The sequence below is a fragment of the Corynebacterium sp. MSK041 genome, from assembly GCF_030232265.1.
Lineage (GTDB): Bacteria > Actinomycetota > Actinomycetes > Mycobacteriales > Mycobacteriaceae > Corynebacterium.
The window spans coordinates 59,068-81,127 of sequence record NZ_JASPJK010000009.1 but is presented as its reverse complement, the minus strand read 5'-3'; the positions used below and the strand labels follow the sequence as shown (position 1 = coordinate 81,127).

The following is a 22,060-nucleotide window of genomic DNA, read 5'->3' as shown; positions in this document are numbered from 1 at the left end:
GACGCCGACGGGACCCTAGTCATCCCTATCCACATCCACGACGAGCCCATTTGGATCAATGTCGATGTCAATGGCGCCCAGTTCAATCTCCCAGTAGCCGTCATCGTCCCACTCGATCTCAACCCCGGGATCGTTGTTCAGGGCAGCAGTGAGAACGCGGTCGACGTCGTCTTTGGTCACGCCTTCGTCGATAAGCTCGGCCTCGGCCTTCTCGGTGTATCCGCTGACCGCGGAAGGCAGCTCACGCTGCGGGGCATCCTGAGCGGGTGTGTCCGGCTGCACAACGGTTGTTTCAGTCGCAGTTTGCGTCGTTGTCTCCGTCGTGGTGGCAGGCTCTTGAGCGCCGCCGCATGCGGTGAGGAAGAGGAGGGTGGGGGCAATGGCAATCGTCGATAGTTTCTTCATGCCTCCCCACCGTACCGACTCAGTTTGACTATGCGCTCAAGCGAGAGAAGGCGACCTGGGCTTTTGCCGGGCGCAGCGTGACATAGTCAAACCGACCCTTAGGGGTTCGGCGCCGCGAAGAAGACGGCGAGGGAGACTGGCAGGATCGTCATGAAGATGAACGCCAGGATGCCCAACGTGACGGCGAGGCCAACCGGCTTCTTTTTCACGACTGCCCAGAAGCAGACACCGAAGAGGGCGAAAGCGATGAAGATGGAGCAAATTCCAAGGATGGTTGCGGTTCCCATTGTTGTTTAGCCTCCTCCCAATCAGCTGGTGTGGTGAGTAGCGGGTCACAGCCGTAGTGCGCGTCGCGGACCTTGTCGGGGCGGCGGCCGTACATTTGGCGGACGACAAGCACCATGATGGCCACGATCAGTGCATCACGGATAAGCACGATGATATTGAGTGCGGCGCCGGGCAGGCCAAGGTTATCGGTGCCCATCATGTGCCACATGAGAATCGGCCAGACGAGCATGTCCGCCGTCATCCATGTGAGCAGCAGGCGCCAGTGGGGCAGAGCGAGCACCGCCGGAACAACGAGCCACAAAGAGTACTGGGGGCTCCACACCTTGTTGAAGAGCAAGAAAAACCCGACGATGAGGACGAAAAGCTCAGCCACGCGCGGTATTTGCGGCGCCTTCAATCCAGCGATGAGAACAAAGAGGCATCCAGCGAGGAACAACGCCAGCGTCACCGCATTCAAAATGACCGGTGCGCCATCGCCCGAGTCGAATCCGGTCCAGCCGAAGGCACGGGAGATCACGGCGTAAATCGTGGTCCACTCCCAGCCGCGTTCGGTGTTGAGACGCTGGAACTCGTGCCAGGCATCGTAGTTATGCAGCATGATGGGCACGTTGACCACAAGCCAGGACACGACTGTGGCGGCGAGCATCTGCAAGAAAGGCACGAAGTTTTTCTTCCGCAGCGCAATAACAAGGTAGGCGCCGAGCAGGAAAAGTGGCCACATCTTGAAGGCGGTACCAAAGCCGATGAGCACGCCGGCCAACCAGAACTTCTTATTGCGCGCCGCCAGAAGAGCACCAACCATGAACGCGATGGAGGGAATATCCCAGTTCGTAAACGCATGCACGATCAGCAGGGGAGAGGCCACCACCAGGATCGTGTCCCAAATGCGGTTACCGGCGAGTTCCGCAACCATGCGCGCCGTACCCACCCAGATCACAGCCATGACAAACGCGGTGAGGTAGAAGTACCAACCGGATTCTGGCAACGCCCAGTCCATGAGCGGGTAGGTCGTGCGCGCAATCCAACCCATGACCCCCTGGAAAAGACCAGCGAGAACCGGATACTCCATGTACCGGGTCAAGTCACCTTCAACCCACGAGTAGTCGTAGACAAAACCTGGTTGGTCAAGCCCACGCCCGCCGTAAAGCGGGACGATGTCGTTGTAGCAAAAGGAGGTGTACTGGCGGTTGCCGTCCCAATTGAGATGCATAGCGCCATCAATAAGCTTGCCCCGCGCACAGTTTGATTTGGCCAGTGCACCGAGCGCGAGAAACACCCAGGCAACCGCGATGATGGCGCGCAATGGTGTCCACCAGCGACCACGACCGATCTGGGCGAAGCGCCCCATCGGGCCGCCGAGCGCGGCGACCACTCCCTGCGCGATTGGCTCCGTCCGCGCAGGTTGTACGCGGTCAACTGGATGTGCCCATCCCTTTGTCACTTAAATCCCCTAACCCACTAGGCCGTCTAACAAGTCTCCGAGGTCCAGGTCAGGTATCGGCGCCGGGGCTGGTGGTGCTTCCGGTGCGGGCTCAGGAGCTTGATCCGGTGCGTCCTCACTTTCCGACGGATCAAACTCAGACGGCCCAGAGGGGTTCGTGTAAATCGGAGTGATCGGGTACGTGCCACCGGTGTACGGGTTCACGCCCCAGTTGATCGGGGTGGCGGTGGGGAACTGCCGGAAGTCCGTGTTGGCCAAAGAGCTGTCCAGCACACCCTTCCAAATGGAGCCCGGAGTCATAGAGCCGTACATGTTGCCACCCCACGCGTTGTAGATGCGGGACGTGTTGTCTGCGGTACCCACCCACACAGCCACAGCCAACTCAGGGGTGCCGCCGACCATCCAGGCGTCCTTCGTGCCACCGGTATTGCCAAACTGGGCGGTACCGGTCTTGGCGGCGCTCGGGCGGCCACCCGCCAGGGCGGAGTTAGACCAGCCGGCGATGGGCAGCATGGACTGGATAACGTTATCCGCTACCTGGCCGGAGATACGGCGTTCCTTGTACTCCGGATCAAACTCGTAGAGCACCTCACCGTCAGCAGACGTCACGCGCTGCACAAAGTGGGTTGGGTGCCACACACCACGGTTGATCAAGGTAGCCATGCCGGTAGCCATGTCAATGACACGGGACTGGTACTGGCCCAAGATAATGCCGTCATACGGCTGGCTACCGTCCGGCTCACGGAGAGTCTCCGGAATGTTCGGCAGCGAGCGCGCCACGCCTAGAGCATGGGCGGTGTCAGCGGTGTCATAGGTGGTGTTGTCCAGGTCAGACTGGATGCGGATGAAGGACGTGTTGTAGGAGTTCTTCATCGCCTCAGCCATGGTGGTCATGCCGCCACCACCGCCGCCGTCATTAGTAATGCGCGCATTACCCACGGTGACAGGGGAGGAGTCATACACAGCCGACAGCGGGATACCCTGCTGTAGCGCAGCAGCCAGGCCAAAGATCTTGAACGTCGAGCCGGTTTGCAGGCCCGCGTTTGCGTAGTCCCAGCCGGAAGCATCGTCGCCACCGTAGTAGCCGCGCACAGCGCCTGTCGACGGATCAATCGCCACCACACCAGTCCGCGCATCCTCCTGCAGCGGCGCCATCTGTGCCTCCGCTGTGTCCAGGATGTTCTGCTGCACCACTGGGTCAATGGTGGTGGTGATCTGCAGGCCACGGTTGGTCACATCATCTTCGGTGATACCAATGTGGGAAAGTTCCTCAATCACCTGGTTCTTAATCAGGCCGTTCGCGCCCGTTGCTTCCGTGTATGCGGAGTAGGTGGCTGGATCACGCGTTTCCGGGAAGTGCGCCCCGGCGCGCTCTTCTGGGCTCAACCAGCCCTCCGCAACCATGCCGTCAAGCACATAGTTCCAGCGGTTCTCCGACTCCTGCGGGTTATTCCAGGGATCCAACTGGCTGGGCAGCTGGATCAGTCCGGCCAGCACCGCACCTTCCTCAACAGTCAGCTCCGAAGCAGGCTTGTTGAAGTAAGCCTGGGCTGCTGCCTGAATACCGTAAGCGTTACGCCCGAAGTAAATGGTGTTCAAGTAGCCCTGCAGGATTTCTTCCTTGGACCAGTTACGGGTCATCTTGATGGAGTAGACCAGCTCGTTGAACTTGCGGCTGTAGGAGTGCTCATTGCCCACGATGGTGTTCTTCACATACTGCTGGGTGATCGTCGAACCACCACCGGCGGAAGCATTACCAGTGATTTGGCCAAGCAACGCGCGACCAAAACCGGTGAAGGAGAAACCGGAGTTATCCCAGAAGTCACGGTCCTCCGCCGCGAGCACAGCGTTCTGCACATGCTCCGGCACCTGATCAAGGGTGACCTGCTGGCGGTTACCTTCAGCCGGAACAAGGCGTGCCAGCTCCGTCGAACCGTCAGACGCGAAGATGGTGGAGATCTGCGCGGTTTGGATCTCGTCCGGTGCGGGCAGGTCAGCGCGCGCGTAGTTCACACCAAAAACAGTCAACGGCACGGCCAGCACGAGGACGAGCGCCAGAGCTAACGCTGCCCACCACTGTTTTGCACGGCTGCCTTTGGAACCAGAGCTCTTCTCGTTTTTCTTCGTCGCCTTCGCGCCACCCGCGGCTGCTGCGCCGGTCGTTGCCTTTTTCGCTGTTTTCTTCACGGTCTTCTTCACCGTTTTCTTCACAACCTTCTTCGCCGCTTTCTTCGGCGTCGCTGAAGAGTTGCCGCTAGCGTCGGCGCGCTTCGGCCCCTCGTTGCGCATGCTCGCACCCTTGCGTGCGTGGGCACCCTGCGAGTTGCGGGAGTTACGGGAATCAGATTCGCGTGACAATGGAGTGCTCTTCCTGCCTATGAGAAGTATTCAGGACTGTGTAGGACACATTTAAGGTCAGATTACTTCAGGGTAGTTGTTTCAACCTGAAATCACAGCACTAGGGGAACCACCAAGGCCACTACGCTGTGTCCGGTTCCGCCCGTGCTTCAGTGAGCAAATGGTTCCAACCGCAGTGCCGGCACACTTCCACCCGGTGGACAGTAATAGGGCCTACCTGCGCCGTGATCTCATCAATCTCCGCCTCGCTGCGTGCGGTCCCAGAGCGGCGGCCTAGGTTGTCGCCATAGATCCACAGAACATCTTGCATGACTGATTCGCAGATAGGGCAGGGGCGGGGCGAGTCAGTTCCGTGGTGTTCGGCGGCGGCTTTGAGTAAAAAGTCCGCGTCGCAAAGCTCAGCTTGAGGGATTCGGCCCGCATGAAAGTCGCGCAAAGTCATGCGACGCTCCCACTCGTGGGACACTTCAGCGCTGAGACGAAACACGGTGGGCGAGTGTACTCCAATCCTGCAAACTTTAATGCACAAAATTACACCGGAAAATAGCATTTATTCGCACGAATTGCCTACGATAGTGGGCATGATCAACAAAGTGGATGTTGCGCACGAGATCGCGGCCGAGGTACGACCGTTTTTGACCAAGCTGTACGTGGCTTACTTCCGTATCGCACAGCAGTCTGATCTCACTGGCCCGCAGTTGTCCATCATGGAGCGGCTCATTGAATCCGGTCCGATGCGCATTAGCCAGCTCGCGCAAGAGGAAGGCATTCGTATGCCAACGGCCTCCAACACTTTGCACCAGCTCGAACAGCGTGATCTGATCCACCGTGTCCGCGATGAGGAAGATCGCCGTGGTGTTCGGGTGGAAATCACCGAGATCGGCCGCAAGGAATATGACCGTGTGGCCGAGGAGCGCACCAAGTACGTCACGGAGATGCTTGCCACCTTGGATGCTGAGGACCTCCAGCTGCTCAAGGACAGCATCCCTGTGTTCGAGAAGCTCTCGGAGCTGTACACCACCAACAACTTGGCCTAGGCAGCGAAGCCTCAGTGGGGGACCTTCTGGCACATGGTTCTTGGGGTGGATAAGATTTAGGTAGTTTTACCCTGATTTTCCCCCGTCGATCCCTTCCAGCACATGGCCAAACATTCGTATTTGCCAGCGCTTCTGTCGTCGAAAGGCAGCGAGCGCCCTTTACGCATCGCCGTGAGCTGGGATCAGTCCGGGGAAGAAGCAGTGCATTTAGCGGGGTGGCTCGCGCAGTCCCTTCCCGCAGAGATCAGGGTGATTACCACTGAACCGCGCCCGTGGTCGCAATTCCGTTCCACGTCGAGCAAGAAGTACAAGAAGTGGTTTGAGAACACCCTGGATGAGCGCACTCAGGACGTGCGCCGAGCAATGAAACACCACGTACCTAGTCGCGCGTGGGACAAGGAGTTCATGGTTTTCCGCGATGGAAAGCCACGTAACAGGCTACTCAAAGAGGAGATTAAGAGGTTCGATGCGGACCTTGTTCTGTTCGGCTCCAAACCGAAGGCCGCGTTAGGTCGCTTTGTTGCCGCATCGGCGGCGGATATTGTGATGCGTTCAGCACCCGCCTCGGTGGGCATTATTCCGCGCGGCGCCAAGCTGGCCAAGAAGGGCATCACGCGCGTGAACTTCGCCTTCTTGGACACAGAGGAAGCCGCGCGCAGCTCCGCACGAGGCATCGGACTCGCTGCCGCGCTCGCGCTCACGCTTGATGTGGAGTTGCGCATCATGGCTTTCTCGCCGGAGGAAACGTACAACTTCGACGATGATCTCACCCATCGCCCGCTTGTCGACGAATGGAATGAAGCCTCCCTCGCCCTCCTCGACCGCGCCTGGGATGTCGTGCTGAATGTGGCCCGGGACCTGAATATCAAGGACCCCCACGCGGAGCTGAAGAACTTTGAGGTAGAAACCTTGGTCAGTGCTGGCGAAGGCTGGCGCACCGTTGTGGATTCCCAGAAGTGGAAGAAGGGGGACCTTCTCTTCGTTGACTCCTCACCACAATCCAAGATTCGTCCTGGCTACGTCCACGTCGGACCGCACACAGCAGAATTCCTGAGCTACGCCCCAGTTCCAGTTATTGTCTTGCGGGGATAGACTCACACTCATGGCTTCCCATGAGAATCGTCCCGGTTTCGCTCCTGGTCACCCAGAAAATGACCTGCATGATTCAGCGGACTACCACAATAAACTCCGCCCGGAGCCACACAGCTTGGAAGAGTTTGCGGACCAGCCTGACCCGAAAGAGGTCAACGCCCGCAATGAAGCCTCCACGAAGCAGGCGCTCTGGTTCGCCGGTGGCATCGTGGCTGCCACCTTTCTCGTGGCCGGGATCCTCGCCCTCATCTCTCGCATGACGGGCGGCCCCCTGTGCGAAGCAGGGGAGGCCACCTGGCTGTGCACCGCCACGTGGCGCACCATCTGGGCCGTGGTCAGTTCCATCCCACCAGTCGCCGGCATCATCGGCTGCGCCATCATCATGGTGCGCAAACTCAACCGTTACGAGCGCTGGATGCCATGGATGGGCGTGTTCTGGCTACCCATCGTGCCTTTTGCCATGTGGTGGCTGACCATCACCATCGGGATCCTGGCAACCGATAGCGCCTAGCTGGCCGTAAACGGCGAGCTAGAACAATAAGGCCAGCTAGAACAATAAGGCCAGCTAGCAACAATCTGTGCAGTACGGCTGCTTTTCGCGGCAGCCCGGGCAGCTCAGGTACTGGCGCCGGCACTCTGGCTCGTTAACGCAGTTGTAGTGCTGGTTCGTGGGCGCACCGCAGTGCACGCAGTGACCGAGCTGCACAAAATCCGGGTCATTTTCGGGGCCGAATTCAGTGTGCATGCGCTTGTCAAAGACGTAGAGGGAACCTTCCCACAAGCCCTGGTTGCCAAACTTCTCGCCGTAGCGGACGATGCCGCCGTCGATTTGGTAGACCTCTTCGAAGCCGCGGTTAATCATCAGCGATGACAAGATCTCGCAGCGGATACCGCCGGTGCAGTAGGACACGACCGGCTTGTCTTTCATCCAGTCATACTTGCCGGATTCCAGCTCCGCGATGAAGTCGTGCGTGGTGTTCACATCGGGCACAACGGCGTTTTTGAATTTGCCAATCTCTGCCTCATACGCATTGCGGCCATCGAAAAAGACAACGTCATCGCGCTTTTGCACGAGTTCGTTGACCTCTTCCGGTTTCAAGTGGCGGCCGCCACCGACAACCCCCGATGCATCCACACGCAATTCTTCCGGCACACCGAAAGTGACAATCTCATCGCGCACTTTCACGCTGAGTTTCGGGAAGTCTGCCTTGCCGCCCTCGGACCACTTGAACTCAATGCCGCGGAAGTACTCCTTGGTTTTGCGCACGTAGGTCTTGCAGGCATCCATGTCCCCACCGACGGTGCCGTTGATGCCGTCGGGGGAGATGATGATGCGGCCAAATAGCCCTAAGCCTTCGCAGAGATCCCGCTGCCACAGACGCACCGCCTCCGGGTCAGCGATGGGGCGGAACTGGTAGTAGAGCAGGATCTTTTCTTGCATGCATCCAGTCTAAGAAGTTCGCGCCGTGGCTGGAAATTGCACCTAGCGGCGGTGGTACAACGCCTTACGCCAGTACTGCGGTTCCGTGGTGGCCAGCACACCGAGGGAGCGGAAGATCCCCTCATCCACGGACCCCAAGATGGTGGTGATGTGCGCATCACAACCCCGCAGGGACTGAAGCTGCTCCAGCGCCAGGCGGGCGTTATCATCCTCCGCCGCGGAGGTGGACAGAGCGATGAGCACCTCATCAGTATGCAAGCGCGGGTTGCGCGAACCCAGGTACCGGGTTTTCAGGCGTTGGATCGGCTCAATCGCATCGGGGGAAAGCAAGTGCACCTCATCAGCGATACCGGCCAGCGTTTTCAGCGCGTTGAGCAGCACTGCTGCAGAAGGACCAAGCAGATCGGAGGTCTTACCGGTCACGATCGTGCCGTCCGGCAATTCCAGCGCCGCGCCCGGGTTACCGGTGGTCTCCGCGACATCGAGAGCCGGCGCCACCACTGGGCGGTCCGCCACGGTCAAACCCGCTTTCCGCATCACGTTGGCAGCACGAACCGGCACTTGCTCATCCACATCACCGCGCCGGAAGTCCACCTGCGCAATCAGGAAACGGCGGATGATCTCCTGCTCTGCCGCATGCCGGCACGCCGCATCATCGGAGATGCAGTAGCCAGCCATGTTCACACCCATGTCAGTGGGGGACTGGTACGGCTCCGTGCCCGTGGCCTCCTTCAACAAGGCTTTGAGTAGCGGGAAGACCTCAATATCACGATTGTAGGAGGAGACCTGCTCGCCATAGGCGGCGAGGTGATACTGGTCAATGACGTTGTTATCATCCAAGTCCACCGTCGCGGCCTCGTAGGCCAAGTTCACTGGGTGTTCCAGCGGCAGGTTCCAAATCGGGAACGTCTCAAACTTGGCGTAGCCCGCCGCCGTACCCCGCTGGTTGTCCTGGTACACCTGGCTCAAGCACGTGGCTAACTTCCCGGAACCTGGGCCCGGCGCCGTCATCACCACAACATCACGGCTGGTCTGCACATACTCGTTGCGGCCGAAACCCTCCGGTGACACGATGCGCGCGATGTCATTCGGGTAACCGGGGATGACGCGGTGCAGTAGCACGGTCAGGCCCAAGCGCTCCAGCTTCTCGCGCAGCATGTCCGCCTGCTCGGCGCCGGCTTCGTACTGAGTGATCACCACGTTCTCGACTAAGAAGCCGCGTTCCCGGAAGACGTCGATAAGCCTTAGAACCTCATCTTCGTAGGTGATGCCCAGGTCAGCGCGCACTTTTTGGCGTACGAGGTCCGGCGCGGCCACGCACACGACGATCTCAACTTCGTCCTTAATGCGCTCCAGCATGGCGATTTTGTTGTCCGGGGTGAAGCCGGGGAGGACACGGGAGGCATGGTGATCGTCGAAAAGCTTTCCGCCCATTTCGAGGTACAGCTTGCCGCCGATTTCTTCTCTGCGCTTGGAGATGTGCTCCGACTGCAATTCGATGTATTTCTGGCGGTCGAACCCCACTGAGTACGCCATGGTCCCTCCTCGCGTCGTAGCTATCGGCACTAAAGACTACACGCACACAACGCAAAAGAGCCCAGGCTGACACCTACCTCCGCAAAATTCTCGCAGGTAGACGGCAACCTGGGCTCTGAGCTCTAAGCCTCAATCCTTGCTTAAGGCCTGGACCCGTGCTTTTGCTTGCTTAAACAGCCCTAGGGCTGTTTAAGCAAGGCCGTGTGCAGCCTTGAACTCACGACGCTTCGCGTGCAGGATCGGCTCCGTGTAACCAGACGGGGACTCGGTGCCCTTGAAGATGAGGTCCTTCGCAGCCTGGAAACCGATGGACTTGTCGTAGTCCGCCGCCATCGGCAGGTAGTTCGGGTCGCCCGCGTTCTGCTCGTCGACCTTCACAGCCATGCGCTTCAGGGAATCCAACACCTGGTCCTCGGTGATGACACCGTGGACGAGCCAGTTAGCCAACAGCTGGGAGGAAATACGCAGCGTTGCGCGGTCCTCCATCAGGTCCACATCGTGGATGTCCGGCACCTTGGAGCAGCCAACACCCTGCTCAACCCAGCGGACCACGTAGCCCAGGATGGACTGGCAGTTGTTGTCCAGCTCCTCAGCCTTCTCTGCATCGGACCACACATCGCCCTCGATGCTGACCGGGACGGTGAGCAGGCCCTTGAGGGAATCACGGCGACCAGCGGCACGCAGCTCATCCTGAACAGCGTGAACATCTACCTGGTGGTAGTGGGTGGCGTGCAGGGTAGCGCCGGTCGGGGACGGAACCCATGCGGTGTTTGCACCCTCACGCGGCTGGCCAATCTTCTTCTCCAGCAGAGCAGCCATGTGATCCGTCTCTGCCCACATGCCCTTACCAATCTGGGCGCGGCCAGGCAGGGAGTGAGCGATACCAGCGTCAACGTTGTGGTTCTCATAAGCGATCTTCCACGGTGCAGTCTGCAGGTTTGCCTTGCGGACCATCGGGCCGGCCTGCATAGCGGTGTGGATCTCATCACCAGTGCGGTCCAGGAAGCCGGTGTTGATGAACACCAGGCGGTCAGCAGCAGCCATGATGCAGGCGTCCAGGTTGACGGAGGTGCGACGCTCCTCGTCCATGACACCCACCTTGACGGTGTGCTTCGGCAGACCCAGGATCTCCTCGACACGGTCGAAGATCTCGTTGGTGAAAGCGACCTCATCCGGACCGTGCTGCTTCGGCTTCACCACGTAGACAGAGCCAACGCGGGAGTTACCGCGGGCATTGCCCTCGCGCAGACCCGGGATAGCAGCGGCGACGGTGATGATGCCGTCGAGCAGACCTTCCGGCACCTCCTCGCCGTCCACGAGGATCGCCGGCGTAGTCATCAGGTGGCCAACGTTGCGGCACAGCATCATCACACGACCGTGCAGGGATCCCTCGGAGCCATCCTTGGCGGTGAAGGTGACGTCATCTGCCAGGGTGCGCTCAAAGGTCTTGTCGCCCTTGGTCACGGTCTCGGAGATGTCGCCGCGGTTCAGGCCGAACCAGGTCTCGTATGCGCCAGCCTTATCGGTGCCGTCAACAGCAGCGACGGAATCCTCAAAGTCCATAATCGCGGTGACAGCGGACTCCAGCACCACGTCAGCAACGCCAGCGCGGTCGGTCTTGCCCACCGGGTGCTCGCGATCGATCTTGATGATGATGTGCAGGCCGTTGTGGCGCAGCACAATACCGGTCGGCGCATCCTTGGAGCCCTGGTAGCCGAGGTACACTGCCGGGTCCTTCAGGGAGACCTCGTTGCCCTCAGACACGATCTTGAGGGAGCCGTCCTCCGCAATCTCGTAGGAGTCCACGTCAGCGTGGGATGCGCCTTCGAGCGGCACAGCCTCATCGAGGAAGTTACGTGCCCACGCAATCACGCGGTCACCGCGGACCGGGTTGTAGCCCTTGCCCGGCTCAGCACCACCATCCGTCGGGATAGCATCAGTGCCGTACAGCGCGTCATACAGGGAGCCGTAACGCGCGTTAGCTGCGTTGATAGCAAAACGGGCGTTCGTAATCGGCACAACCAGCTGCGGGCCAGCAACAGAAGCGAACTCCGGATCCACGTTCTCCGTGCGGATCGCTCCGTCCAGCGGCTGATCCACGAGGTAACCAATGGAGCGCAGGAACTCCTCGTGCGCCGCCGGATCGGGTTGGCCCGGGTTGTCGCGGTAGTACTGGTCCATCGTTGCCTGCAGCTCGTCGCGGCGAGCGAGCAGTGCCTTGTTCTTCGGGGTCAAGTCAGCGAAGTACTTAGCAACATCGCCCCAGAACTTATCGGCATCAACGTTGATCTCGGGGAGCAGCTTCTCCACCACGAAGTCATACAGCGGGCGGGCCACAGCCAGCCCAGCCACCTCGACGCGCTCGGTGCGGTCCTCGAATTGCGGTGTCGTCATAAATGAGATCCTTTCAGCCAGACTTTGTGTTCGCCCACCCATTCTAGGCAGTGCCTGTGGCACGGGCATGTGCAAGCCAGCTTAGTGAGGGCGGTCACCTGCGTTAAGCCTTTGCTTATCGACGCTCCCCCCATCACCCCCGAATTCGTGAATCAAACCGCTCCGTCTTGCCCGCCTTTTCACCCCAAACAAAATCCCCTTCACGCACCAAAGTCCCACGCCACAAGGGGAAATTAGCGGGGGTGGCCTGCGGTTTCGTCGATAAGCAAGGTACTTGAACACAAAGAAACAGCGAGCCAACTCACCCCCTTAAAAAACGTAACCCCTCATATGTATTGACTATGCGGTTCACAGATAGGGATACTGGACATGAACGCCAAGGGCGTGGCTCAACTCACCATGTCTACAGCGCTGTGCCCACGCACACGCCCAAAACACGAAGTTGAGTGGAAGCTTCCAACTTAGATCCCGTCAGAAAGGGGACCACATGACCACCACAGGACAGGCTCGTACCGCACAGGAGATCCAGAAGGACTGGGACGAGAACCCGCGCTGGAAGGGCATTACCCGCGACTACACCGCTGAGCAGGTTGAGGCTCTGCAGGGCACCGTCATCGAGGAGCAGACCCTCGCACGCCGTGGCGCTGAGATCCTCTGGGACGGCATCACCAAGGGCGACGGCTCCTACATCCACGCCCTCGGCGCCCTCACCGGTAACCAGGCTGTTCAGCAGGTCCGCGCTGGCCTGAAGGCTGTCTACCTCTCCGGTTGGCAGGTCGCTGGTGACGCTAACCTCTCCGGCAACACCTACCCGGACCAGTCCCTGTACCCGGCTAACTCCGTGCCGAACGTTGTCCGTCGTATCAACAACGCTCTGACCCGTGCAGACCAGATCGCACGCGTCGAGGGCGATGACTCCGTGGACAACTGGCTCGTGCCGATCGTCGCTGACGGTGAGGCCGGCTTCGGTGGCGCCCTCAACGTCTACGAGCTGCAGCGCGCAATGATCCAGGCTGGTGCCGCTGGTACCCACTGGGAGGATCAGCTCGCTTCTGAGAAGAAGTGTGGCCACCTGGGCGGCAAGGTCCTCATCCCGACCCAGCAGCACATCCGCACCCTGTCCTCCGCACGTCTGGCAGCAGACGTCCTCAACGTCCCAACCGTGGTTATCGGCCGCACCGACGCTGAGGCTGCAACCCTGCTGACCTCCGACGTTGATGAGCGCGACGCTAAGTTCCTCACCGGCGAGCGTTCCGCTGAGGGCTACTACTACGTCAAGAACGGTGTCGAGCCGTGCATCGAGCGTGCTAAGTCCTACGCTCCGTACGCTGACATGATCTGGATGGAGACCGGTACCCCGGACCTCGAGCTGGCTAAGAAGTTCGCCGAGGGCGTCCACGCTGAGTTCCCGGACCAGCTGCTCGCCTACAACTGCTCCCCATCCTTCAACTGGTCCTCCCACCTGGACGCAGAGGAGATCGCCAAGTTCCAGAAGGAGCTGGGCAAGATGGGCTTCACCTTCCAGTTCATCACCCTGGCTGGCTTCCACGCCCTCAACTACTCCATGTTCGACCTGGCTTACGGCTACGCTCGCGAGGGCATGCCGGCGTTCGTCGACCTGCAGAACCGCGAGTTCCAGGCAGCATCCGAGCGCGGCTTCACCGCTGTCAAGCACCAGCGCGAGGTTGGCGCTGGCTACTTCGACCGCGTTGCTACCACCGTCGACCCGAACTCCTCCACCACCGCCCTCAAGGGCTCCACGGAGGAAGGCCAGTTCTAAGCTTGTAGCTTGATCTGACTAGAAACCCGCACTGCCGTTGTGTAGTGCGGGTTTTCTCTTTGCTCAGATTGGGGTGGGCTGGGGCTGGGGCGGGCTGGGGGTTGGCTGCACTTGAATTTAAAAAATCGTGCACAAAATCACTATTTTCCCAGGACGTGCTCCCAACTTTCGAAAATCGTGTACAACTCCCGCCGGGATCAACCCCAGAAGGAGGACGAATACAACCCACCCGACACAGACCACGCCCCAAAACGTGCACTGAAAAGCGTAAACTCAGTAACCATCAATCCCCGAAAAACACCACGAACGAAGGAGCACACATGACCGACATCCAGTTCATCGCCACCGCCGACATCGCCGATATCCACGACAAGGACGTGCAAAGTTGCGACATCCAGTTCCGCAACTACGGCGGCAAGGTCGAATTCTGCGGCGAGATCCAGACCATCTCCTGCTTCCAGGACAACGGCCTGGTCAAGAAGACGCTGAACTCCCCGGGTGAGGGCAAGGTCCTCGTTGTGGATGGCCACGCCTCCATGCACACCGCACTCATGGGCGACATGATCGCCGCCGCCGGTGTGAAGAACGGTTGGGCCGGCGTGATCATCAACGGCCCGATCCGCGACTCCGCCGAGGTTGCCACCATGGACTTCGGCTGCAAGGCCCTAGGCACAAACCCGCGCAAGTCCAACAAGGACGGCGTGGGTGAGCAGAACATCGTGCTGCGCCTCGGCGGCATTGAATTCGTCCCTGGCCACTACGTTTACGCCGATTCGGACGGCGTCGTCGTGTCTAAGAACCCAGTGGAGCCGAAGTAAACAAGTGCCCGAAGGTCATGTTCTTCATCGCCTCGCGCGCCAGCTGAACGCGGAGTTCGGCGGCCGCGAGGTCGAGGTCACCAGCCCGCAGGGGAGATTCGCCAAGGAAGCAAAGCTTATCGACGGCTCCACCCTCACCACCGCCCACGCCCACGGCAAACACCTGTTCATTCCTTTCGAAACGGAACAGAGGGACACCAGGGTGGTGTACATCCATCTTGGGCTGATTGGTTCGCTGCGCTTTGAGCCGGCGGATGAGGAGTGGGGGCAGATGCGCCTGCACATCTCCAATGGCACTGTGGCCGCGAACCTACGTGGACCCCAGGCATGCCTTTTGATGGGGCAGGGGGAGGCGGACGCAATCGCGGATAAGTCTGGCTTTGACCCGATCGTGGAGAAGGAGCCGCCTGACGCCTTGTTTGAGCGGGTGTCGCGCTCCCGGCGCACGATTGGGTCGCAGCTGATGGACCAGAAGCTTTTCGCTGGTGTGGGCAATATTTACCGTGCTGAGGTGCTGTTCCGGCAGGGGATTCACCCGGCTCTGCCCGGCAATCAGTTGAGCCGCAGCGAGTTCGATGCGGTGTGGACGGACCTAGCCGAGCTCATGGACTACGGCGTCGACCATGGCCGGATTGATACCGTCCGCCCCGAGCACACCCCGGAGGCGATGGGCCGACCCCCACGCAAGGACGACCACGGCGGCGAGGTGTACGTCTACCGTCGCGCCGGCGACCCTTGCTACGTGTGTGGCACGCCCATTGAGATGAAGGTGGTGGAGGGCCGCAAACTGTACTGGTGTCCGGGCTGCCAGTAGGCCAAAAGGTCTTTTACCTGCGTCACCAATGGTGATAGGTTGACCCCATGAGGCGCACTATCAGGTTAGACGATGACGTGTACATGGCCGCCAAAACCACGGCCGCGCAGCAGAACTCGAGTATCGGTCACGTCATCAATGAGCTTGCCCGCGATGGTTTGAAAGTGGTGCCTGATCAGGAACCTTTCCGCCAGAAGACCTTCAACATGGGCATGAAGGTGGATTGCACAAACGTGAGCGAGGTCCTTGCTGGCTAACTAATCCCCTCGACCGCTAGCGTTAACGCGACTAGGGTGGGAGCCATGCTTCATGCCTACACAGCTGAACAGATCCGTGCGGCCGAGGAGCCACTGCTTAAGGCCCAGAGTGCGCCTGATGAGCTGATGAAATCTGCAGCTCACGCCGTGTTTAAAGCGGCAGAGGCGATGCTTGGGTGGCCGGATCCTGTGGGGGATTTTCGGGAGTCGCCGAAGTGTTTGCTGCTCGTGGGCAAGGGCGGCAATGGGGGTGACGCGTTGTATGCCGGGGCGGAGCTCGCGTTGGCGGGGCATGCGGTAGATGCGTGGTTGGCGTGGGGGAGTGCGCATGAGCCGGCACTAAAGGCGTTCACAGACGTTGGGGGCACGGTGCTCGAAGACGCACCCGAGGATTGCCGTGATTACCGCCTCGCCATCGATGGACTGACAGGCATCGGCGGCGCGGGTGGTCTGGATGAGCAGGTCGGACAGGTACTCGACAGCCTGGCGGACTGGTACGCGCACGTGTTGGCGGTGGATGTGCCGTCCGGGGTCGATGCGGATACGGGGGAATGCGGGGACATCCACGTCACTGCGGATGCAACGGTGACGTTTGGCGGATGGCGCCGGGCGCACGGGTTGGCGCCGGAGTGCGGGATTCAGTTGTTGGCGCAGCCGTCCATCGCCGATGGCCGCACCATCGCGGATGAGCTAGACGTGAGTACCAGCGACACGGTGCTCTTCCGCGCCGTCCCCGGCGAAACACCCCAACCGTGGCCGGACAGCCTCGACCCACTGCCCGCCGACAACGAACCGCTCATGGAGCCGGGATTCTACGACGACAAGTACACCGGCGGCGTCGTGGGCATTCGCGCTGGTAGTGCCACATACCCGGGTGCGGCGGTACTGGCCACAACGGGTGCGGTGCGCGCCACGCCGGCGATGGTGCGGTATGCGGGGCCGCAGGCGGGGGAGGTGGTGCAGGGGCTGCCGGAGGTCGTCGTGAAGCAAAGGCTTGAGGATGCAGGGCGCGTGCAGGCGTGGGTCTTCGGGCCGGGCGTGGGCACGGATTCGCAGGCGCGCGGCGAGTTGGCGTTGTTGTTGGGGCGCGAGGAGCCACTGCTTATCGACGCCGACGGCCTCACCCTCCTTTCCACCGACCCCGAACTGCGCGAGTTAGTGCGCGGGCGGCCCGGAGAGACGGTGCTGACCCCACACGATGGCGAGTGTGAACGGCTGCGTGATGCCCTGGGCATTGAGCCGGCGAGCCGCTGGGAGGAAACACAGGCTCTGTCCCAGGCGTTGAACTGCACTGTTGTGCGCAAGGGACGGGCGACCATCGTGGCCGACCCGGCGCGGGACCACACGATCGTGGTGGACACCGGCACGTCGTGGGCGGCCACGCCTGGTTCCGGTGATGTGCTTGCCGGGATCATGGGCGCACGGATGGCGCGTGAGCAGGCGCGGTGGGGCAGGGCCACATTGGGCGTGGCGCAATCCGTGATCATTCACGCCACCGCGGCGTGGCTCTCCGCACAGACGGAGTTCGGGCCGGGGCCGACGAGCGCTTCCAAGATCGCGGAGGCCATCCCCGCCGCCACGGCGAAGTTGCGAATTCTGCCGCCAGAGCCCGCGGGAAATCGGGCTAAAAAGTCCCGGGCTTTTTAGCGGTTCTGCCGCCACACACCTGTCATCAGCGCAAACACGAACGGCAGGCCCGGCGCGCAGATGAGCAAATACCAGGGCCACGGGCCGAAGAACTTCAGCGGTGACCAGCCGCGCGGATGCCCGTTGGAGAAGAAGTAGTTGCCACCCGTGACCTTGTTAGCCACGCCGGACACCGCGGCCCAGACCATGGTGATGCCGGCGACCACGCGCCAGTCTTTCCAGCTCGGCCGGTAGCCCAGGCCGAAGGTGAGCACGACGGGCACGACTGTCGCGGCGATGTGGAAGTACCAATAGGCGAGCTCTTGCAGCCACTTCTTGTCCTGCACATACGCCATGTCCGGGAAGAAAATGGCCATGGGGTTGAGGAAGAGCCCCCAGTAGTAGGACAGCGCCGTCGCCGTTGGATTGCCGGTGCCAAGGGCCAGTGGCGTGATGTATCGCAGCAGGTCAGTGACATGAAATGGCGCGGTTTCATCCCACACCAGGCGCTTCGGGTTGAGCACCCAGATGAAGTACACGGTGGTGATGATCCCCATGATCGCGCCAGCGACCCGGCGTGCAGCCTTGACTGTGCCGCGCGGGAGCCGCTTCACAGCGACCACGAGCACACCACACAGCATGATGAACAGCACAACTGCAGCGAGGTGTTTGCCGTCGAATTGCCGGATCGTGGGATACGTCTTGCCCGTGTGGCGCGACGTCCATGGTGGCGGTTGATTGGGCATATTCACGTTCTAGCACTTTTTCTGCTTATGCGTGGCCTCGGCAACATGCAATTCTTGCCACTCAGGTCTAGCGTTGCAGTGTGTCTTCAAAGCTGTCTTCACCCTCCCTGGGTTTCCCCTACGTGCCATTGAACGCGATGGGTTTTGCCGCGTTTGTGTACGTGACCTTTGAGATGTTCTCCATCGGCTTGATCAGCCCAATGGCGGCTGACCTGGGTGTGACGGAAGGCCAGGTGGGGTTGTTAATGACGGTGTATGCCGGCATCGTTGCCATCATCACCATCCCACTCATGGAGCTGACCTCCCGTTTTGACCGCAAACCGGTATTCATGGCCACTCTTGGCTTCCTGTTGGCGGGCATCGTTCTTCAGGGCTTGGCCGCGAATTACTGGATGTTGGTGGCGGGTCGCGTCTGCGCAGCTTTGACCCACGGTTTGTTCTGGTCCTTGGTCAACCCCATGGCCGCGCGTATGGCCCCACCAGGAATGACGGCGAAGGCGGTGGGCGTGGTGTCTTTGGGTTCCACCATGGCGTTGGTGGCGGGCTCCCCGCTGACCACACTCATGGGTAGTGCCGTGGGCTGGCGTGGTGCCACGTGGATCCTTGGTGCGCTCGTGGCCGTGGCGTTTGTGCTGCTCATGTTCTTCTTGCCCTCCCTGCCTGCCGTGCCACCGCGGGGGAAAGAAGAGGGCGTCGAGCTGCGCTCCGCGCTTCCAGCGCTGGTGGTGTACCTGGCGCTGGTGATTACGGCGCTGTTTTGCACTTATACCTACTTGGGCCTGTTTGTGGAGCACACCCTCGGCCACTCCTACGTCGCCCTCGGCCTGTTTGCTTATGGTCTGTTCGGCATCGTCGGCGTGCTGTCTGCGGGCAAACGCTCAGACCGCCGGATGCTGCGCATGAATGCCCTGGGCACAGGCTTGATCTTGTGTGCTGGCCTCGCTGGTTTCTGCGCGCTGGTTCTCAAAGGCACGACACCGGCACTGGCGTTGGTCTTCGCCGTGGCTGTGATCATGCTGCTCGGTGTTGCCGGTGGTGGCCTGCCCACCGCCGCCACCACGTTGTTCCTCCATGCTGGGGAGGCGAACCAAAACCGCGCATCCTCCATTTATGTGGTGACATTCCAGGTGGGCATTGCCAGTGGTTCCGCCGTGGGTGCGTTGCCGGTGGATGCTGGTTACCTGCCTGGCACGCTACTGATCACCGCTGCTCTTGCGCTGCTCGCTGCTGCCGAGCTAAGTTTCCGCGCCCGGCCCCTTTTGCGCTGATGTAATCTGTCCGCATGACTGGCACCGATTCCGCTTTCACGCCTCCCGAACCGCGCCCAGGTGCTGCGGAGGTGACCTTCCGTCGCCTGCCACTGGCGGACGGTGAGACCTTTGGCGGGTGGACCTCTGCTCGCGCTGGCAATCCGAACAAGCAGGTGCTCACCTGGGTCAGTGGCACGGAAACTCTCCTGCCCGGTGCACGCACGGGTGCTACCAGCTTCCAACTGGGTATCACTGACAGCGCATGCACGCCCACCACCATGGATTTTGCGGAGTACAAGCCACTGCCGTTCTCCCTCACTGGGTTTGATTCGGGGGTGGCGGGGGAGGGCCTGGTGTTCGTCGGCAAGCTTTTTGGGCAGACAAGCCCCGTGGAAACCGCACGTCCGATGCTCGGCGCGCAGTTGCGCGTGGAGCCCGGCGCGGAGTTCGTGTTCGTGGTGGATGAGACTTTCACGCACGGCGTGATTGCGCTGGACAAGGGCCTGTTTCTGGAGAATGAGAGCCTGGATCCCGCCACGATTGCCATCACTCAGCCCGGCGCGAAGACCCTGAATGTGGTCAACGTCTCCGATCGCGCGGTGTCCGCGATTCTGCTCGGCGGGCGTTAAATTCTCCCGATGTCCACTTAAGTGGACAATATCGGCCCCCACGGAGGAGTTCTGGGCCGTAATGTGGGCAACATGATCATCACGCTGCTCCTGACTTTGGAAGGTTCCAGCCCGCAAGTGACCAGGTTGGTCAATGTTTCAGACCACATGCACCTGGGCTCGTTTGCCTTGCTTATCGACGCAGCTTTTGGCTTCTCCGGCACCCCCAACCACATCTACATCGCTGAGGAAGATGGCCAACGCACCCTCTACACCGCATCCCCCGGCGCCGATGAGAAGGATGAAACCACGCTGGCCATCGGTGATATCGGTGAGATGACCTACGTGTATGACCCGGCGGCGAATTGGACTATTCACCTTGAGGTACTGGGGATCTCCGACATTGATTCGCCGGCACCCATGCTGGTGAACGCGCAGGGGCCCGACGTCATCGAAGCCTGCGGTGGCCCGGAGATGATGACGGCGTTCCACCGCGAGGCGATGCGCCTTGCTGCTGGCCTGGAACCGGACATGCGGATCTCGCCGCTGCTGCTCAGCTTCATGCCGGTGATGTCCCCGGAGCGCCTCATCGAGCGTTTGTCCACCACTGATCACTGCACCGTGGCAGAGCGTATGGCGTATTCCTCCGAGGATTTCTTCATGCCTGAGCCGGAGGATTTCACCGAAGATCCCCGCACGCCAGGTATTGCGGAGGACTTCGATTCCTTCATCAATTCCCGCCCTGACCTGCAGCAGATCATCTCCCTTGACCCCAATCCAGAGCGGAACCCAGCCGTGATCGCCGCGATGTCGGAATTCTTCGCCGACCACCTGCCGGATGGTGATGATGTTGATCTGTATCCCTTCACCCGCATCGTGTCCAATATTCGTGCCTTCTTGGACCACTGCATGGAGGGCGTGAAACTGACTAACAAGGGGACCCTTCGCCCCGGTGATGTGCGCACCCTGGCAGAGAACTTCGGTCTTGCCCTCGAGCCCGGCAACCACGCTGCTGAGGCTGTGCCACCCGTCAACGCGCTTCGCTCTTTCCTGCAGGTCAGGGACTATTTGGAAGTCGAGGATAACTACCTCTTCTCCCTACCCGGCGGAACAGCCGTTGCTGAAGAGGCGGACGTTCTTCTGACCTGCTTCGAGGAGGACCTGTACCTCTACTTCAGCGCTGTCTACGCCGAGGACGCCGAGGAAGTACTGAGCTGGGTGGCCGACCCAACCGGTGACACACAGCGACCGAAGAACCCGGAGTTTGTGGTCGACTTGTTCATCGCCCTCGGTGTCCTTGAACAGAACTCCACCCCGGGCAACATCGTGCACACCACCCCCGGCCGGGAGGTCCTGGCGATCATGCTGACCTTCCCGGAGGACTAGCGCCACAAAGTGCCACCAAGCACCACAGTGCGCACTCAGCCCGCATCCAACACCAGGAACAACCCAATGGCCGCGAACATGGCCATGCCGATGGTGATGGCAAACACCCCGAAAACATTGGCCCGCACCTGTTCCTGCTTGATGCCCTCTGCCCCGACGCGGTACTGAGCCCGGTTGCGCGCGATGATCACCAGCGCGATGCAACACAGCAGCCCAATCGCCCCGAACACCAGCGCCGAATAGGGCACTGACCAGCGCAGCAGCGTCAAGGATGCCACGAACATGGCCAACGCGGTGCGCGTCCAGGACAGCGCGGTGCGCTCTGGCTGCAAGCCCAGGTCCGCAACGGGGATGGGGGAGTGGTTCATGCGCGACACACCAGGCTCCTAAAACAGCCCAACCAGGACGATGACGCTGGCCAGCGCCACACCAACCCCCAGCACCGGCACGATGCCTGGCGCAGGCAGTGGCTTTTTGTGTCGCAGCGCCCGCTCAATGCGTACCCACCGCACTGCCGCGCCCGTCGCAATGGCGGCACCCACCAGGATGAGCGCCACCGCCGCGATTTGGCGGACATCGGGGCTCAACCCTCCGATCCCGAATGCTTCAAGCGCGATACCGCCGGCCAGAAACGCCAGCGCAGTGCGCGTCCACGCGAGGAACGTGCGCTCATTGGCCAGCGTGAAGCGTGGGTCCGGCTCTTCACCGTCCGGGAAAACGGTGCGGGTGAACACGTCGCGTTCATCGTGGGTCTTCGAGCTCATATCTGCACAGTCTATGGAA

General features: G+C 60.8%; 21 protein-coding genes. 11 read left to right on the top strand and 10 right to left on the bottom strand.

Annotated features, from left to right (window positions below):
• Positions 1-15 precede the first annotated feature (15 nt).
• The 4 genes from QP968_RS08255 to QP968_RS08240 form a co-directional block, all read right to left on the bottom strand.
• Entirely contained in the window at positions 16-405 is a 390-nt protein-coding gene (locus tag QP968_RS08255) for a hypothetical protein (protein WP_284855922.1), read from the bottom strand.
• A 205-nt stretch (positions 406-610) separates the two neighbouring features.
• Positions 611-2,041, bottom strand: coding sequence for a glycosyltransferase family 87 protein (locus tag QP968_RS08250; RefSeq protein ID WP_284855944.1), 1,431 nt, complete (start codon positions 2,039-2,041; stop codon positions 611-613).
• Positions 2,042-2,143: 102 nt separating this feature from the next.
• Entirely contained in the window at positions 2,144-4,423 is a 2,280-nt protein-coding gene (locus tag QP968_RS08245) for a transglycosylase domain-containing protein (RefSeq protein WP_502870930.1), read from the bottom strand.
• A 190-nt stretch (positions 4,424-4,613) separates the two neighbouring features.
• Entirely contained in the window at positions 4,614-4,979 is a 366-nt protein-coding gene (locus tag QP968_RS08240; RefSeq protein WP_284855920.1) for a DUF5318 family protein, read from the bottom strand.
• Positions 4,980-5,073: 94 nt separating this feature from the next.
• Here QP968_RS08240 and QP968_RS08235 point away from each other — a divergent pair, with 94 nt between their 5' ends.
• From QP968_RS08235 to QP968_RS08225, 3 genes are all read left to right on the top strand, one after another.
• Positions 5,074-5,529: a MarR family winged helix-turn-helix transcriptional regulator gene (locus QP968_RS08235; protein ID WP_284855919.1), complete on the top strand. Its 456-nt coding sequence runs from the start codon at positions 5,074-5,076 to the stop codon at positions 5,527-5,529.
• 102 nt (positions 5,530-5,631) lie between these two features.
• Entirely contained in the window at positions 5,632-6,621 is a 990-nt protein-coding gene (locus QP968_RS08230; RefSeq protein WP_284855918.1) for a universal stress protein, read from the top strand.
• A 10-nt stretch (positions 6,622-6,631) separates the two neighbouring features.
• Entirely contained in the window at positions 6,632-7,132 is a 501-nt protein-coding gene (locus QP968_RS08225; protein WP_284855917.1) for a hypothetical protein, read from the top strand.
• A 54-nt stretch (positions 7,133-7,186) separates the two neighbouring features.
• Here QP968_RS08225 and trhO read toward each other — a convergent pair whose 3' ends face one another.
• From trhO to QP968_RS08210, 3 genes are all read right to left on the bottom strand, one after another.
• Complete coding sequence (gene trhO / locus QP968_RS08220) at positions 7,187-8,062, bottom strand: oxygen-dependent tRNA uridine(34) hydroxylase TrhO (RefSeq protein ID WP_284855916.1); 876 nt, start codon at positions 8,060-8,062, stop codon at positions 7,187-7,189.
• Between the two features lie 42 nt (positions 8,063-8,104).
• Positions 8,105-9,598: a DUF1846 domain-containing protein gene (locus tag QP968_RS08215; RefSeq protein ID WP_284855915.1), complete on the bottom strand. Its 1,494-nt coding sequence runs from the start codon at positions 9,596-9,598 to the stop codon at positions 8,105-8,107.
• 189 nt (positions 9,599-9,787) lie between these two features.
• Positions 9,788-11,992, bottom strand: a complete 2,205-nt coding sequence (locus tag QP968_RS08210; protein ID WP_284855914.1) for a malate synthase G — start codon at positions 11,990-11,992, stop codon at positions 9,788-9,790.
• A gap of 487 nt (positions 11,993-12,479) precedes the next feature.
• Here QP968_RS08210 and aceA point away from each other — a divergent pair, with 487 nt between their 5' ends.
• The 5 genes from aceA to QP968_RS08185 all read left to right on the top strand — a co-directional run bounded on the left by aceA (position 12,480) and on the right by QP968_RS08185 (position 17,308).
• Complete coding sequence (aceA, locus tag QP968_RS08205; protein WP_269965548.1) at positions 12,480-13,772, top strand: isocitrate lyase; 1,293 nt, start codon at positions 12,480-12,482, stop codon at positions 13,770-13,772.
• Between the two features lie 320 nt (positions 13,773-14,092).
• Entirely contained in the window at positions 14,093-14,590 is a 498-nt protein-coding gene (rraA, locus tag QP968_RS08200) for a ribonuclease E activity regulator RraA (protein WP_284855913.1), read from the top strand.
• Between the two features lie 4 nt (positions 14,591-14,594).
• The gene (locus QP968_RS08195) at positions 14,595-15,404 is read left to right on the top strand and encodes an Fpg/Nei family DNA glycosylase (protein WP_284855912.1); all 810 of its coding nucleotides are present in this window, start codon (positions 14,595-14,597) and stop codon (positions 15,402-15,404) included.
• 47 nt (positions 15,405-15,451) lie between these two features.
• A complete protein-coding gene (locus QP968_RS08190; RefSeq protein WP_284855911.1) occupies positions 15,452-15,661 on the top strand; it encodes a hypothetical protein in 210 nt (69 codons plus the stop codon).
• A 45-nt stretch (positions 15,662-15,706) separates the two neighbouring features.
• A complete protein-coding gene (locus QP968_RS08185) occupies positions 15,707-17,308 on the top strand; it encodes a bifunctional ADP-dependent NAD(P)H-hydrate dehydratase/NAD(P)H-hydrate epimerase (protein WP_284855910.1) in 1,602 nt (533 codons plus the stop codon).
• Here QP968_RS08185 and QP968_RS08180 read toward each other — a convergent pair.
• A complete protein-coding gene (locus QP968_RS08180) occupies positions 17,305-18,033 on the bottom strand; it encodes a YwaF family protein (RefSeq protein WP_284855943.1) in 729 nt (242 codons plus the stop codon). The two genes, QP968_RS08185 and QP968_RS08180, sit on opposite strands and share 4 nt — an antisense overlap.
• A 137-nt stretch (positions 18,034-18,170) precedes the next feature.
• Here QP968_RS08180 and QP968_RS08175 point away from each other — a divergent pair, with 137 nt between their 5' ends.
• From QP968_RS08175 to QP968_RS08165, 3 genes are read left to right on the top strand one after another with little or no spacing between them, the layout of a single operon-like run.
• Positions 18,171-19,301, top strand: a complete 1,131-nt coding sequence (locus QP968_RS08175; protein WP_284855942.1) for an MFS transporter — start codon at positions 18,171-18,173, stop codon at positions 19,299-19,301.
• A gap of 14 nt (positions 19,302-19,315) precedes the next feature.
• On the top strand, positions 19,316-19,912 hold the full coding sequence (locus QP968_RS08170) for a pirin family protein (protein ID WP_284855909.1): 597 nt from the start codon (positions 19,316-19,318) through the stop codon (positions 19,910-19,912).
• A 21-nt stretch (positions 19,913-19,933) separates the two neighbouring features.
• The gene (locus QP968_RS08165; protein ID WP_284855908.1) at positions 19,934-21,277 is read left to right on the top strand and encodes an IS1096 element passenger TnpR family protein; all 1,344 of its coding nucleotides are present in this window, start codon (positions 19,934-19,936) and stop codon (positions 21,275-21,277) included.
• Between the two features lie 35 nt (positions 21,278-21,312).
• On the opposite strand, the gene QP968_RS08160 is transcribed toward QP968_RS08165, so the two are convergent.
• Together QP968_RS08160 and QP968_RS08155 are read right to left on the bottom strand one after the other, a co-directional pair.
• Positions 21,313-21,645, bottom strand: coding sequence for a DUF202 domain-containing protein (locus QP968_RS08160; protein ID WP_284855941.1), 333 nt, complete (start codon positions 21,643-21,645; stop codon positions 21,313-21,315).
• A gap of 18 nt (positions 21,646-21,663) precedes the next feature.
• Positions 21,664-22,041, bottom strand: coding sequence for a YidH family protein (locus QP968_RS08155; RefSeq protein WP_284855907.1), 378 nt, complete (start codon positions 22,039-22,041; stop codon positions 21,664-21,666).
• Between the last annotated feature and the right edge of the window lie 19 nt (positions 22,042-22,060).

Excerpts from the sequence above, each read along its gene's own strand:
- QP968_RS08255 (WP_284855922.1), bottom strand. The coding sequence starts at position 405 with ATGAAGAAACTATCGACGATTGCCATTGCCCCCACCCTCCTCTTCCTC.
- QP968_RS08250 (WP_284855944.1), bottom strand. The coding sequence starts at position 2,041 with ATGGGGCGCTTCGCCCAGATCGGTCGTGGTCGCTGGTGGACACCATTG.
- QP968_RS08245 (WP_502870930.1), bottom strand. The coding sequence starts at position 4,423 with ATGCGCAACGAGGGGCCGAAGCGCGCCGACGCTAGCGGCAACTCTTCA.
- QP968_RS08235 (WP_284855919.1), top strand. The coding sequence starts at position 5,074 with ATGATCAACAAAGTGGATGTTGCGCACGAGATCGCGGCCGAGGTACGA.
- QP968_RS08230 (WP_284855918.1), top strand. The coding sequence starts at position 5,632 with ATGGCCAAACATTCGTATTTGCCAGCGCTTCTGTCGTCGAAAGGCAGC.
- QP968_RS08225 (WP_284855917.1), top strand. The coding sequence starts at position 6,632 with ATGGCTTCCCATGAGAATCGTCCCGGTTTCGCTCCTGGTCACCCAGAA.
- trhO (WP_284855916.1), bottom strand. The coding sequence starts at position 8,062 with ATGCAAGAAAAGATCCTGCTCTACTACCAGTTCCGCCCCATCGCTGAC.
- QP968_RS08215 (WP_284855915.1), bottom strand. The coding sequence starts at position 9,598 with ATGGCGTACTCAGTGGGGTTCGACCGCCAGAAATACATCGAATTGCAG.
- QP968_RS08210 (WP_284855914.1), bottom strand. The coding sequence starts at position 11,992 with ATGACGACACCGCAATTCGAGGACCGCACCGAGCGCGTCGAGGTGGCT.
- aceA (WP_269965548.1), top strand. The coding sequence starts at position 12,480 with ATGACCACCACAGGACAGGCTCGTACCGCACAGGAGATCCAGAAGGAC.
- rraA (WP_284855913.1), top strand. The coding sequence starts at position 14,093 with ATGACCGACATCCAGTTCATCGCCACCGCCGACATCGCCGATATCCAC.
- QP968_RS08190 (WP_284855911.1), top strand. The coding sequence starts at position 15,452 with ATGAGGCGCACTATCAGGTTAGACGATGACGTGTACATGGCCGCCAAA.
- QP968_RS08185 (WP_284855910.1), top strand. The coding sequence starts at position 15,707 with ATGCTTCATGCCTACACAGCTGAACAGATCCGTGCGGCCGAGGAGCCA.
- QP968_RS08180 (WP_284855943.1), bottom strand. The coding sequence starts at position 18,033 with ATGCCCAATCAACCGCCACCATGGACGTCGCGCCACACGGGCAAGACG.
- QP968_RS08175 (WP_284855942.1), top strand. The coding sequence starts at position 18,171 with ATGGGTTTTGCCGCGTTTGTGTACGTGACCTTTGAGATGTTCTCCATC.
- QP968_RS08170 (WP_284855909.1), top strand. The coding sequence starts at position 19,316 with ATGACTGGCACCGATTCCGCTTTCACGCCTCCCGAACCGCGCCCAGGT.
- QP968_RS08160 (WP_284855941.1), bottom strand. The coding sequence starts at position 21,645 with ATGAACCACTCCCCCATCCCCGTTGCGGACCTGGGCTTGCAGCCAGAG.
- QP968_RS08155 (WP_284855907.1), bottom strand. The coding sequence starts at position 22,041 with ATGAGCTCGAAGACCCACGATGAACGCGACGTGTTCACCCGCACCGTT.